This window comes from Photobacterium angustum (assembly GCF_002954615.1).
GTDB classification, from domain to species: domain Bacteria; phylum Pseudomonadota; class Gammaproteobacteria; order Enterobacterales; family Vibrionaceae; genus Photobacterium; species Photobacterium angustum_A.
The window spans coordinates 265,725-280,935 of the sequence record NZ_MSCJ01000003.1 but is presented as its reverse complement, the minus strand read 5'-3'; the positions used below and the strand labels follow the sequence as shown (position 1 = coordinate 280,935).

Sequence of the window (15,211 nt, the reverse complement as noted above, 5' to 3'; positions counted from 1 at the left end):
AATTTTAAGAAAAAACGCCACTCGATTAACAAATAATCAGAGTGTTAATAAAGGTAACAATATCGCCATTTATTATCCATTCCGACGTTTATTTTTCAAGCAATACCGCGCTTTACATATCTTCTCTTCTCGCAAGGGATTAAACACAATGTGTAAAGCTTGCATATACTAAAGTCAGTTATCACGCTTTTTAAGCGTTATTGAGATGCACAAGGATGTTATATGCCATTCTATATAATACTTATTGCTGTTATCTTCTTTTGTTCGGGCTGTGTTGCGCTCTATCCTGCTCAATGGCAAGCCATCACTGTTATTGATGAACTCTCAGGTGAGCCTGTTTGTCGTGTACGCGCCATCTCTCCAATGCAAACGGATAGCAGCTATTATCCGATTGTTGATATGGTTCATGATGAGATAAGAGTCGGCATGCACAGCCCAGATCAAAACCCCTTACCCGTTGGCGATATCCAATTACAGGTAGATAGTCATTATCGTTGGCTAATCAAACAACGTGATATGCCCTATTACCTCAAACAACAGATGGATATATCACCGCATATTCTGACCGGATATGATCATTATTTGAGTCATAGCAAAATGCACCAACGAGATCAATTACAACTCAGCTTTAGCACAGTAACGGCAAAAGCGTTGGCTTCAAGATCGCCTTATACCGTTGCAACAGGTGATGCTGCGAAATCGTTATTTAACCAAATGCTAACGGGGAAATTTTTAGAATATCGAATTTTTCAAACCCCATTGCATGGATCAACAGTAGGCCGCTACCCTTTAAACCCAGATTACCTTAAAGCATTACAAACTTGCGGTATCGACTGGTACCCATAAGTTATCAAAGTAGATCAATAACCTAAAACCTGCGTATACTATTCTTATCACATCATATGACAGCTAAAGTTCAATGAAAAACGTATACCAACCTTTATTTGATGATAATAATCCACCCGGTGATATCTTTTTTGGTCATACGATTTTTCTGCCTAATACAGGAACGATGAAACATGCTCATCCGTGGGGGCAATTGCAACTGATCAGTGGAGGGATCATTGAATTAAAGGCTGAGAGTAAACACTTTCTTGCCCCTCCCCAGTTTGCATTATGGGTACCACCAGCAATGGAGCATCAAAGTTATATTCGTCGTAGTTTAAATTATTGTTCAATGAACATTACCAAGCCACTAGCTAATGCGTTGCCGAATTATGCCTGTTTATTGGAAGTCAGCCCCTTAATGCAAGCTATGGTGAGTGATTTACGAGAACGTCGAATTGTTAGCCCTGAAACCCCACAAGATAAACGCTTAGTGAAAGTGCTGTTTGATCAAGTATTAATGAGTAAAGAACACCATCAATATTTACCAACAAGTGATGATAAGCTCTTACAAACAATATTGATTGAACTTGAAAAAAATCCAACCAATAATCGCAGTTTAGCTGAATGGGCAAAAATGCTTCATACGACAGAGCGTACCCTTGCCCGCCACTTCAAAGATAAACTCGGGATGAACTTTACCGAGTGGAGACAACGACGAAAGTTTATCTATTCTCTACATTTGCTTCGTAGTGGGTTATCCGTGAAAGAAATAGCATTAACACTTGGCTATCATCAGGCATCTCCCTTTATTACTGCGTTTAAAAAGCAGTCAGGCAGCACACCCGATCAATATCGTCAGCGCTTAGGTGATGAGGCGATGCCTCCGAAAATATAATTGTCTATATTGTACTGCTCGCATCCGTATTACTGATATTAAATTACTTACGATTCCAACGAGCAAATAGAATTTTACTACTCAGTAGAGTAAATACACTGCATTCACCATCGTGGATATAATCAGATTGAAATTCAGCAGTGGCATTATTCGCTAAATTTTTCACATATTGCTTGTTATCAACGATCACGATTTTAGTAAAACCACGCGAATACGGTGATACATCGTACTTTAAAAATTGTAGAGCGCGCTGTGGATCCCGCGTTGTGGTAATAATATCGGGGTAATGAGAAAGTCCATGGGTAATTTTTAATTTAAAAAATGCCATCACACGTTGTCCGTAACTTGAATTTACGCGATGGTATTAATATACGATTGACGCAGCAAGCACTCCCCTTTCGCTATTTATTCACTGTTACAGTTAATTACCATCTCCCCACCATTAGACATGTTTTGATACAGGTATTTAGATAACCTCATAGTCACTTTAGATGCTAAGAGTAAACACACGGTTTAACCGAAAAAAGAAAGCCTCGCTAAATAGCGAGGCTTAAGTGTGTCACTTATTAACAATTAATGACGTGATTGATCAAGTGGATAAGCATCTAACTCATCAGGGACTTGATCATCATCATCATCATCATCTTGGATGTCAGGTTTCTGATCTTTATCCGTATCGGTTAAGTGAGTACGCGTAATAATTTCATACGATACACCACCAATTTCTTGATTACTCCCCGTCGCAGTTGTACCTAACTGCATCACATCAAGATGGTAAAGTGCACTTTCTTTGTCTGTGATAGGCATAGGATCTGCGCTAAAGCGTAATTGCACATTCGCTTCATTGGCATTACCTGTTGGGGTTTGTAAATTACGAATAATAAATGGCAATTGCGTGATCTCTTGCCATTCATCTACTCCTGTAAACTCAAGCAGATTAATCGCTAATCTACCACCATCATTGAGGAAGCGTTGCTGTTCATCATGACCTATTTGTAAAACAATCTGTTGATTACTCGTATCGATCCCTCTAGCAATAAACGATATTTTTTGCTGCTGATTAATCAATAAATCAACCACATTCATATTTCGCCATGCAATATTATTGTTCTGACGAGTATTATAGTTAATGCTCGCTGTTTCAGGGAAGCTCATTGGATCTTGTGGGTTAATTAATCGTGCCACTAAACAATAATGTCCCGTTGTTGGTGGCTCCCAAGTTACTGTTGCTTGTACATCAGCCCCCACAGGTAGAGTGCCGATGGTATCAGTACCAAGCAATGTCCAACCCGTAGGCCACGTTAATCCCGTTGATGCATGTGCCCAGTAAACTTCAACGGTGGTATTAAAGGCCGTTGCTGCGCCACGATTTTTCACATTAACGTAAATTTCATTTTTCTGACCAAACTCTGGGTTTTGATGTGGGCCAGGACTACCTGCAACGACACGGTTCCAAATCGCTTTACTGCGCCACATAGATTTACCAACCATATTGGCATCCGGCTCATTGCCCGTATCTGGTGCGGGGCCAAAGTAATCATAATGGGTATCTTCCACCCACACATCAGCAGTCTCATCACATGAGCTTGGAATACCAAAGCCATTAGTAACATTTAAACTATTACTACTTGGTGATACTGCATCAACACCGAGCCCAAAGCCTGCAAACGTACGCCAAATTAAACAAACATCTTCACCCGAATAATTATCGATAGCAGCTTGGATAATACCGTCACGTGTATCAATAAAGCTTGGTGAACAAATGGTATTTTTCAACCCTTCGGTGAAATACAACATGGCACGTTGGTTACCACTGCCCCCTAATGAATTATACAAGTTAATATCAAAACCATGTTCATCTACCAATGCCCAATACACTTCCCATGCCGCTTGTGCCCATACAGAGCCGACACCATGAGGAACTGACATACCGGAGATAATGCTTTCATAAGTGTAATTGTTGACGGCAGGATCAGTACTATAACGTTGCGGACGTATACCTGCACCCGAGGTTGGCTGACCTAATACATAGGTCCCCATCGCACGAGGATCGGCCCCTGTGAGTCCTGTAGGTTGAGTCATCATCAATGCGTAAAGATCACTGATCCCTTCTGATGGTCGTTGGTAATTACTTAAGCAATTCACATTTGCAGGACCACCGACTAAACGATTAGAAATACCATGAGCATATTCATGGACAATAATCGCATTATCAAAATCACCGTCACGCTGTGGAGTGGTATATGACCATAGGTACATTTGCATTCTAGGGCGTGTACCGTCAGCAGGGGTCCAGAAATTCGCATTATTCATCCCACCGCCATCTTGCGCTTCAGCCATCACATCATCACCGCCAGCGCCAGGTGCTCCATATTGGTTAACTTGGAAGTTCCCTGATGCTTGATCAAAACCATAAAGGTAAGTGATATCGTGAATAATGTTATTCCAGTGGAATAAATTGGCGGTTGCGGCTTCACTACTGTCTTGTGGTGGTAGGGTGAAATCAAGCGGGAAGACACAGGTAATACCGGCCATACAATCAGGCTCAGGTCCTGTCGGTGAACCAGAGTTATTTGAATCATTATAAGCGTGAACATTATTACCACGCATGATAGTAAACTCATCACCAATAGTGGCATTAAGATCATGCCATGCCCATGGTGAACCGGGACTTGCTGCAGGGTTTACTTCAATTTGGCGAGCGTTAACAGGTGTTGCATGATTAGGTGATTCAACCGGATATTGGAACACTTCATAGCTGTGCTCATCAACCTGATCAAAGTAAGCTAAAAGTTCACCACTATTGGCATCAACCAGCATTTGATAAACGTGACGTTGATCGTGAGTGAAGAGTAAAAACGACCATGCTAAGCGTAGTTCATCATTTTTTACCGGCACATACACTAATTTAGCGTCAATAGGCTCTCTTGAAGCACTGGCTGCATTAACTTTTGTTGCTTGATCGTCTGCACCAAGATCTTCATTTTCAATAGCTGGCTGGTGGCGAACCTTGATCCCTACTTTTTCAGCAGCATTAATGATCGCTTGCTTAACCGTAATGGTAGGTGCTTGCTTGCTCAAGATCACTTGATCAATATGTGGTGAGAAGGTGTTATTCACACTTAAGATCCGACCATCACGATTCACATTAACTTGTAGCAAAGCATTAAAGACATCACGCCCATGACGCTTTTGTTGTAGGTAAAAACGCTTCGCACCTGTCGCCGCTGTTTCGTAAACTTGTTGTTCTACATTGGCAATATCGGTAGGTGATAAATGTAATAATCGTCGATTATCTTCAAGAAAATCCATCACCACTTGCTCTGTGGTTTTACTTGGATCAGCATCAGTCAAATAACCCGTCTGATTATAAAGAACACGTGCCACACCTGTGCGTTTTTCATAGTCAATTTTAACCGGCGGTATTCTTACCATCATGTCATTAGCAAGGTTTGTTTGCTCTGTACTAGGCGGAATATTGACATTTTCTGTTAAAGATACCCGTGTATCATAATTTCTTGGCTCAACAGCATCTGCTGGTGGCGATTCAGGGATCATTAAATATAAATCAACATTATTGATACTTAAAGGTGCGGCATTAACGACTTTTTCAGCGAGATAACCAATCGCTTTAGCCTTAATATCATGCTCACCTACTGATGTATTAAACACAACCGCACCTTCACTGGTAAACGGATCTTCTCCGGTTACACCAATAGGAGTTGTTGCATCATCAATAAAGATTTGAGCATCTTTAACGGGGTTACCGTTTACATCGTAAACATTCACTACAAAATGCGCATTAAGTGCCGTTACAACATCAATGGTTGTATCGTTAAACGTTACCTGACAACCTAAGGTTTTATCATTGTGCTCTAAATGAAAACTTTCTGAAGTACAGCTTGCAAATGCGACAGTCGGATTATCCGCTGTATCGAAAAATTTTAATGTTAAAAACAAACCATGGGTCTGTGTTTGAGCAAAATTCAAATTCATCGGTAGCGTTGCGATGTAACTATTAGGTGTATTTGGATCTTGGGTAAATATCACTTGATCATCAAACACTATCATATTGTTAGGATCTAACAGCTTAAGCTCAGTATTAAGATCAGATAATTGCTGAACATGGGTAATGATCGAGTTAGGAATTTTAACCGTGATATCTGTAGTATCACCTTGCTCATTAAATGTAATGACGGTGACTCCCATCAATGGAACCACATCATAATTAACAACCGTCGTATTTTGATCAATATTTAATGCTTGATTGGGAACATCTAAATGACCCACTTTTTCAGTGTCATCATAGAAATTAATATCAACTAAATAGCTACCATATTGGATATTAAAAAAAAGATCAGATTGTGCTGAATTTTTGTTGATTAAAAACTTCATTTCTTGATTATTATCAAGCCCAATACCAACAATGGGGGTCCCTAAACCTAATAAATTTAATTCGTTAGGGTCGACTTTAAAAAAGAGTTTAGCCATTTCAGGATTAACAGAGACGTCAGTATCAAGTTTTCCTAAAACAGGGGTTAAATTCATCGCAACAGGAGAATTACCATCGACGATATCGGTGTTCGCTTCACCATGATATTTTTGTCCATCATGCTCAATATCAAGCACAAGATCATAATTACCCGGTGTTAGGCCAACCGTTGTTTCCGATTCCACTTTAAAAGTATCAAGATGTAGATACGCTTTCCAATCGAACTCATCGACAGCATTCGTAGCTGTATTCGTTGCTTGTAAAGTACCCACTAATAAGATTGGTGATGAAGCATTTTTTCCTATTTGTTCGTTTTTTGTGGAGGGAACAGCCATACGAAATGCGGTGAATTCAGGTGTAAAATCAACGACTACAGTTTTGCTATCACTGCTAGGTTCCGCCGTATCTTCACTACCACCATTACAACTCACAATACTTATTAGCATTGCGAGCCATATAAATACTCGAATAATTTTCATGAGCAGCCTCTATTTCATCTTAATTACTTTGCTGAATACAAATTAACTTTGTGATTATAGAAACGGTTTAATTTTTATTTGTCTTGTTTAAAAGAAAGAAAATATTTAATAAATAAATGCTATTTAACATTTTAAAATAGGATAAAAATCACCAGTAATTAAAAATAATCTTAGTTAAAAAAAAAGCGAGCAAAATGCTCGCAAAAGTAATATTCAATACAAAAATGATTATTATTCAAGATCCTTCCTAAATAATTAATCCTCAGTATGATAAGACAAAGGTTATATCGATAATTATTTTGCCATATATTTAGATACATTTGTCATAGCCATGTAAATACATAAGACATTCATAATTAAAATAATCAAGGTTAAGTAAATTTACCTAACCTTGATTTGTTGATTACCACGAAGAGCCAAGAGAAAGGTAGAACGAGCTGTTGCCATCTTCGGCTTGACCATAACTCAAGTAAACAGGGCCTATAATCGAATCAACAGCCGCATAAATGCTACCTGCTGTCACTGCCGAGCCCCAGGACATTTCTGAAGATTTAGCCCAAACTCCACCGTGCTCTATAGATCCCCCCACATAAACAGGTAATTTAAACGCGCCAAAATTATTATCCATGACACGATATCGATAGACAAGACTTGTAAACGCACTATAACGGCCATTTAACTCGTAACGGTGATAACCAGATAAATTAAATAAGCCACCTAACGCCTGAACAAAAATAGGTAACATTTCATCTGAATCAGATCCTGCCGTTTTCGCATTTAACACCAAGGTATGTCGATCATAAGTAAACGGTTTTTTTATCGATAAGTTATAAGAAATAGTATTGCCATTCACTTCACCATTATCTTTATACTCACTAGTTGTTTGGTTATAACCAAGGGTTGCATTAGCATATAAACCTTTTGACGGAAAATAGAAACTATCTAAGTCATCATAAATTAAGTTTACATAAGGGCCATGCAAAAAATAATTCTCTTTATCTCGCTTTGAAAGGATCGTTATAGAGCCTTTTTGAACACTGTATCCAAGAACAGCTTCTGCTGATGATTTTAAATTCCAACCAATGGCAGCATAGCCATTAACGTGTCGATATTCAGTTTCGATATTAAACCGATCATCACGATTTTCCTCAACATAATTAATACTAGGGCGGTTGAATTTCCTCACCTCATTACTTGCGCCGGCACCAATTTCTGTAAAAAACTGCTGGTTATAATCTAGTGGGAAATAAAATTCAGTATTGATATTTTTCCAACTACCTAATGAGAACTCAGTTAACCACTCTCCCCCTTTATCTGTGAGGTCGGTATATAGGTATTGGGCACCAAAAGAGAAGTTTGAGCGATTGACAAAATCATCTTCGAACGCCAAGGTAAAGTTTAAATACCCCGGTCCCCATGATTTTTCATTTATGTCCATATCAAGCACGTTCTCGCCGTTTTCTTGCTTAATTTGATAAGTAATTCGACCATAAACATCTTCACTTTGCAGACGTTTAACTGCTTGCTCTAATTCTTCATTAGAAATCACTCGACCTGTTTTTAAATCCAACTGAGACAATAAAGTTTTTTCAGGTAAGCGGGTATTATTCTTTATTTTTATCTTATCAATATAATAAGCAGAGGCTACGGTTAATTGGCTTCGACGACTTTGTTTTTGTTTAATATAAGCTTGGTAATCGTGTTCTGATAATTGATAACGAAGTAATTTTGGTAGCGAAGCCGTTGCTACTTTCCTTCCCGCTAAATATGCTTTTTTCATTTGGTCAAAATCAGCCGCTGTCATAAATGACACATCAGGCTGGAGATATACATCACCTTCGTCCATGAGACTTTTTTGCAGATCAGCACTCGCATTGGTCATATAAGTCGTTAACTGCGAAACAATATTCAACGCACTATCAAGATCTTTACTTGGCATTAAATTATCACGTAAATCTACCGCGATAATCACATCTGCGCCTAGAACTTGCGCCACATTAACCGGCATATTGTTAACAACACCACCATCAACCAGTAGTTTCCCATTTAAGTGAACCGGCTTTAACGCCCCAGGTACTGTCATTGATGCTTGCATTGCTGTCGCTAAATGACCTGAACTTAATATAACAGGTTTCACTTTAGCAATATCGGTAGCTACACTTCGATACGGGATTGCGAGTTGATCAAAAGATTTTAAAGCTGGGAGGTTATCAGTGACATCTCGTAGAATTTTAGCAAATCCTTGACCTTGAAATGCACCTGAACGCGATTTAAATTCACCATTCAGATCGAGACCAATGTCAGTATGCAATTGATATCTATCACTTTGCTGTTTTCTGCGTAAGGTAAGATCGTTACGACTAGCACGATCGAGATATCCTTCTTCCCATTCTACGGCAAAGGTACGACGTTTCACTTCTTTAGCACTTAACCCCATGGCGTATATGCCACCAACATAAGCGCCCATACTGGTGCCAGTTACAATATCAACAGGAATGCGATTTTCTTCTAATACTTCCAGTACGCCGATGTGAGCAGCACCTTTTGCACCACCACCACTAAGAACAAGTCCAATTCGTTCTCGATTAAGTTTGGGACGTTCATCTGCACTCGCATACACAGTAAGAGACTGTACACTGAGTGCCATAAATAATACGGTTTTTATTATTTTATGCTTTTTCAACACCATGAAGTTCCCAATCATTTAGCGCCATCACAATGAAAATATTTTAACTAACGAGTTCCTCTCATCGTTAAAATATTCACAAAAACTACTAATAACTTAATAAAATACACTAAATACTAAATGTTCCGTTAATAAAATGAAAAAAAAAAAAAAGAGCGTACAAAACGCTCTTTTTCTTTCTAACGCAGCAGCTTTAAATGCCTTTGGCGACATCATCAAGTGCTTTTAAAACTTGCTCATTAATATGGCCTTCATGGACAAGTTGACAGACTTTTCGTCTAACAGCCAAGCCCGAAATTAAACGTTCAATCGATAAATGACGTTCGTCTTGTCGACTGTTATATAACTCAACGGTACGACTTAAGGTTTCATAACTGACTTTTTGACCAGAAACATATAACCAGTCTAGCTTCTCTAAGTATCCGTGGCACTCTTCAGTAATAACTGATGATGGATGACCAGTCATTGCAGATAAAGCCGTTATGCTTCGTTGGAGCGCTTCTGGTGAGGTATATTTAGATAACACAATCGTTAATTCATCTGCATTAATCTCAACAAGATGCTTACGCAACTTAATACGACGTCCTAATCGACCTTTCGGACGCGGAGCCTTTCGCTGAATCGGTTCAAACTCACCATCAATAATGGCGGATAATTGTTCTAATTCTTGCTTTGGCATGATCTCATTACGTAACGGGTTTGGCATTGTTGGTGCCATCGTACGCTTACCTTCATTGGTCGTTTTAGCACGTGAATATCGGATCACTTCATCAGCATCACATTTAATATCAATACGATAATCTGTGTAACGTTTATCAGGCTCTTCAGCACTGATCGTTAAATGATATCCCCATAAATTCACCGCAAAGATCGTTTCTGTTACTTTTCCTTCAGCTAATTTTTTCAGTTCTCGAATGAGATCAGAAGAAAAACGTCGCCATTCAATATTTCTAGCAAGCTTTTGATTTAAATCACTTAAAAGCATCGAATCATTAACACGACGAGACATACGACTACGGAAAAAAGTATACAACTGAAACACTAACGTATGCTGACGTAAAATTTCAGGAGGGAACAAGAAAAAGTAATCGCGAGTTAGTAGTTCATCAAAAAATGAAGGTTCCCACACCAAAATATACAAATTAGGCTTGATCCTGATCTCACCATCTTCCCCTTCTTGAGGCGCTTCTTCTGAAGCAGTGATCGTTCTAGCAATAAAACGAAAACGATCACTCTTAAACCCTTCAGGCATATTTTCGCTTAGCCAACGACCGGTGAGTTCGTGTAATTGAAAATCAGTAAATTCAATACGATCAATACTTTCTCGAATAGAATCACGTGCTGGACCACTGTCTTTTTTACCTCGTAAAGCCAAGATATCAGTGATATAGACTGGCGTCTTATTTGCCATAGATCGCGCTTGAATTTCGTAATCTGCGATATGGTGATCGTGATATTGAACCGTTAAGGTAAACAACGCAAACAATGTCATTAGATCATCCACCGTCATGATCGACTTTGATGATCTTGTCTCAATGATCGCTTTAGTGCCACTGATCGCAACCATTGATTTTTGGTAACTTTTTTTAGTTCTCGGTGGCGCTAACGCTTGATCAATGATCCCTGCCCAACTGGTTGGGGAAACAACAATTTGATCAGCTTCATCAGGCATACTTGGTGGTGTACCTAAACCGTGTTCAGTCAGTAAACGTCGATTAACATGATTTTGTGCTAATGCTTTAGAACGTTTTTGCTTTTCTTTTTCTTTAAATTGGTCTGATTGTAAACTACCAGTGCCTAATTGAGAGATCAGCAAAGATGGATTGATGAAGTGATGCAGCATGGTTTTACCTGCTAAGCCTTCTTCAAACCTTACAGGTTGCTGATTAAATAAACCAACACTCACAGCTGCACGTAAACGTTGTTGAATTGCAGCTCGCGTTAATTGACCTTCCGTTGCTTCAACAAGTTCAGTTGTTGATACATAACCATCTTTGCTTGATAAACCACGTAGCGAAATAATATTGAGCAATTCAATAATACTTTTGGTCACCCCTTTAAAATGTTGGTATTGAGGAAGCCAATCGACAAGGTTTGAATGGATCAAAAATAAATGACCATCTTTGTGCGATCTAGGGGCTTCGATCAATATTTTTTCAATTGGGGTATTTTCACTATTACGAGGTGGTTTCATTTATCACTAGCCGTAGATTCATCATCTTTCCGCAAAGATTAATAGAAAAAGATCAATAAATAAAGTTTTTTATTTAAAGATTTTTAATACTGATCTTTATGATTAATTCTGATCTATTTGATTAACTGATCTAATGATCTGGATTTATTTTACAAGGTAACACTATGTTTTAAAAGAAGATAAAAAAGTGTCGTTATGGAACTATGATCATGGTTTTATCGGAAGTGTGATCAACAGTTGATTGAAAACATGATCATCATAGCATTGGAAGCATGATCATCTGTAGTATGAAACGATGATCAACATTCAATTGAAAGCATGATCATAATAGATTAAATGCTTACTCACAGAGTTATCCACAGGAATAGTTTCTCTATACTGATTGATACTTCATTCCACGTTGAAAAGTTCGTTTATTGAGGTCTTTTTACTTGGAACAATGATCATGTAAGTGCCGTTCGAGTCCTTTTGTTTAAATAATATTCACTTTTTCAAGTAAGGTTCAAAGCTATCATTGCTATCATAGTTATTATTTCACATTACATTGATTCTGAATGTTGCTAAAGAAGTGCTTTTTTACTGTTTGATATTGGGAAAAATGATCAAGTAAATGAATCTGCATTTCAATTATTTCGCCATTTCATTCAATATTGCTCTTTTAGACAAGTTCAAAGGGGAATATTGTCAGCTAAACCCTTATTGAACCTACATTCACCGTAACTTATCACCTTTCTATCATGCTTCCGTAATTATCCTTGTAAACCGCTGCTTTCCCTTTTTTACCTTGATCATTTTTCCTAAAAATATGATCTAATATCGCCTTTAAGTTCTGTTTTAAATCACCCGTAATCACACTTGATCATCTTTTCATGATCGTCGTTATTTTCTCGGAACGATGATCAAGATTTTGCTCATTCATTTTTACCTTTTCAGTGATGAGATCTGACTTTTTCTGTTCTTTCTTAATTATTTGAATGAAATGGCTATGAAATTGATTGATTTCATCATATCGTTAGATCTTATGGTTTATTGTTCAATTTTAGGATGATCTGAAATTGAAATAACATCTCCCGTAACTTAGCGTATTTTTCTCATGCTTCTGTAAATATCCGGCTAAAATCAATTTACATTGTAAAGTTGTGACACCGTAACACTTTAAATCTATCTATTATTTAGGGTAGTTAATCACATTGTTAACGCTAAATAATGTTCAAATAATGGTCTTATATCTGCTTTTATCAAAAAAAAAGCTTTTTGACTTTAGATTGATGTCACACTGATTGTTCAGCCTTTTATTGTTATGTTTTATATTTGCTGTACAATATTGCTCAGTCTATCATCATGGCGAAGAGTGATAATGAATAGGGAACAGACGATCCAAAATTTGCTCAATATTGCTGAGCAAACAAAACAAGTACAAGCGGACCGAATTGAGATTGTTTTAGAAGAGCGTCGTGAGGAGTTATTCCCTCCGATGTCTAAAGCTTTAATGGAAACACGCTCAGGGTTAACAAGACGTAAACTTGATGATGCAATTTCTCGTATGGAGGCTGATGGTCATCAATTTACGAAAAATAATGCTAATCACTACTCTATTACATTAGAAGAAGCCCATAAGCTGATGAAAGCGGCAAAAAAACCGGCTTTTCATGAGAGAGAAGGTGCTGGCCGTAAACCTTGGGTTGTGAATGTTCAGAATCAGAAAGGTGGTACGGGTAAATCAATGACAGCGGTTCATATCGCTGCTTGTTTAGCATTAGATTTAGATAAACGTTATCGTATTTGTCTTATCGACCTTGATCCACAGGGTTCATTACGTCTGTTTTTAAACCCTCTTATAAGTGTGGGAAAACAAGAAACGATTTATTCAGCTGTTGACGTTATGCTTGATAACGTACCTGATGGCGTTGAAATGGATAAAGATTTCTTAAAAGATAATGTGGTTATGCCAACCCAATATCCTAACCTTAAAACGATAGCGGCTTTCCCTGAAGATGCAATGTTTAATGCCGATGCATGGCAAGATCTTGCTGTAAATCAAGACCTTGATATTGTTCGTTTACTCAAAGAAAAAGTAATTGATCCAATTGCAGATGAGTTCGACATTATTATGATTGATACGGGTCCTCATATCGACCCGCTGGTATGGAATGCAATGTATGCATCTAATGCGTTAATCATTCCTTGTGCTGCAAAACGTCTTGACTGGGCATCTACCGTTAACTTTTTCCAGCATTTACCGACTGTTTACGAGATGTTCCCTGAAGATTGGCATGGTTTAGAATTTATTCGTTTAATGCCGACAATGTTTGAAGACGATAATAAGAAGCAAGTTTCAGTGTTAACTGAAATGAATTACTTGCTTCGTGATCAAGTTATGATGGCCACTGTGCCACGTAGCCGTGCATTTGAAACTTGTGCTGATACCTATAGTACGGTATTTGACTTAACGGCAGCAGAGTTTGAAGGGGGTAAAAAGACCCTTTCAACCGCTCAAGAGGCTATTCAACGCGTTGGTTTAGAACTAGAACGCGTTATGCATAGCCACTGGGCAAATCTTAACGAGGAGTAATTAACAGATGGCTATTAAAACAACTGATCTTAATGCTCGTCTGTTCGGTAAAGCGGACAAACGTCGCGCGACCAATGTAACAGAAGCACAAACAGCTGCACGCGATAAAGCAGCAGTAATAGAATTAGCGGTAGCGGGTGAAGAAACAGTTGCGTTTGAATTAATCAAAATTAATGCAGACGATGTCAGTACTAAAACCACTGTTTTTGCTGAGAATGCACGTGAACAAGCATTTTTAAATGAGCACGCACTCGCTGATATATTATCGACATTGAAAGATCGCGGACAGCAATATCCAGCTGTTGGTCGTTGGTTAGATGATGGTCGTATTGAAGTTTTAGACGGTAGCCGCCGTCGTATGTCTTGTATTTTAGCCCATAAAGATTTCTTAATTTATGTTGCTAAAGGCATTAATACTGAACACGCTAAATTTTTATCTGACGTCGCTAACGCGCATAAACCGTTAAGTTTATTTGAGCGTGGTAAAGAGATGCAACATCTTCTTGATAGCGGAAAAGTTGCGGATCAAAAAGAGTTAGCGCGTTATTTACAATGCAGTGAAGCCCTGGTGAGTGGTGCTTTAAAAGCGGCAAGTTTACCGATGGAATTGCTTATGGCTTATCCTAGCGTTGGTGAGCTTGGTCGTCCAACGATTGTTAAACTTCACCGTGTGTTTTTTGGCTTAGATGCTGAACAACAGAAAAAAATGATTGAAGAGTTAAGTTCAGAAAATACGGCACTCTGGAAAACAATTAAAGCACAAGGGATCAGCCGAATTACTCGTGAAGTAACGGTTAAACTTGAAGAGATGGGGGATGCACTTCAGCCGAAAGCTGTTGTTGAAAAACCAAGTTCTCAAGAGCTTATTAAAGGTAAAGTAAGTTATACCCGCGATGGTGACAAGTTACAGTTACGTTTGAAAAAAATGAGCGATCGCCAAGTCAGTGACATTCTTGATTATTTAAATGATTATTTAAAATAAACAATTTTTATTAAAGCCACGCATTCTAGCGTGGTTTTTTTTCATCTCAATTTTGCTTCACATGTTATGATCTCAACAATCAT

General features: G+C 38.3%; 8 protein-coding genes. 4 read left to right on the top strand and 4 right to left on the bottom strand.

The window, feature by feature from the left end:
• Nucleotides 1–222 precede the first annotated feature (222 nt).
• Nucleotides 223–846: a hypothetical protein gene (locus BTO08_RS15915; protein WP_105061659.1), complete on the top strand. Its 624-nt coding sequence runs from the start codon at nucleotides 223–225 to the stop codon at nucleotides 844–846.
• Nucleotides 847–919: 73 nt separating this feature from the next.
• Complete coding sequence (locus tag BTO08_RS15910) at nucleotides 920–1,723, top strand: AraC family transcriptional regulator (RefSeq protein ID WP_105061658.1); 804 nt, start codon at nucleotides 920–922, stop codon at nucleotides 1,721–1,723.
• A gap of 43 nt (nucleotides 1,724–1,766) precedes the next feature.
• Here BTO08_RS15910 and BTO08_RS15905 read toward each other — a convergent pair whose 3' ends face one another.
• The 4 genes from BTO08_RS15905 to BTO08_RS15890 all read right to left on the bottom strand — a co-directional run bounded on the left by BTO08_RS15905 (nucleotide 1,767) and on the right by BTO08_RS15890 (nucleotide 11,574).
• Nucleotides 1,767–2,051: a hypothetical protein gene (locus BTO08_RS15905; protein ID WP_105061657.1), complete on the bottom strand. Its 285-nt coding sequence runs from the start codon at nucleotides 2,049–2,051 to the stop codon at nucleotides 1,767–1,769.
• Between the two features lie 245 nt (nucleotides 2,052–2,296).
• On the bottom strand, nucleotides 2,297–6,694 hold the full coding sequence (locus tag BTO08_RS15900; RefSeq protein ID WP_105061656.1) for a M36 family metallopeptidase: 4,398 nt from the start codon (nucleotides 6,692–6,694) through the stop codon (nucleotides 2,297–2,299).
• A 403-nt stretch (nucleotides 6,695–7,097) separates the two neighbouring features.
• Nucleotides 7,098–9,398, bottom strand: a complete 2,301-nt coding sequence (locus BTO08_RS15895; RefSeq protein WP_105061655.1) for a patatin-like phospholipase family protein — start codon at nucleotides 9,396–9,398, stop codon at nucleotides 7,098–7,100.
• A 175-nt stretch (nucleotides 9,399–9,573) separates the two neighbouring features.
• The gene (locus BTO08_RS15890) at nucleotides 9,574–11,574 is read right to left on the bottom strand and encodes a replication initiator protein RctB domain-containing protein (RefSeq protein ID WP_105061654.1); all 2,001 of its coding nucleotides are present in this window, start codon (nucleotides 11,572–11,574) and stop codon (nucleotides 9,574–9,576) included.
• Between the two features lie 1,357 nt (nucleotides 11,575–12,931).
• Between BTO08_RS15890 and BTO08_RS15885 the strand changes: the two genes are divergently transcribed.
• Nucleotides 12,932–14,146, top strand: coding sequence for an AAA family ATPase (locus BTO08_RS15885; RefSeq protein ID WP_045085008.1), 1,215 nt, complete (start codon nucleotides 12,932–12,934; stop codon nucleotides 14,144–14,146).
• A gap of 7 nt (nucleotides 14,147–14,153) precedes the next feature.
• Nucleotides 14,154–15,128: a ParB/RepB/Spo0J family partition protein gene (locus tag BTO08_RS15880; RefSeq protein WP_105061653.1), complete on the top strand. Its 975-nt coding sequence runs from the start codon at nucleotides 14,154–14,156 to the stop codon at nucleotides 15,126–15,128.
• Nucleotides 15,129–15,211 lie beyond the last annotated feature (83 nt).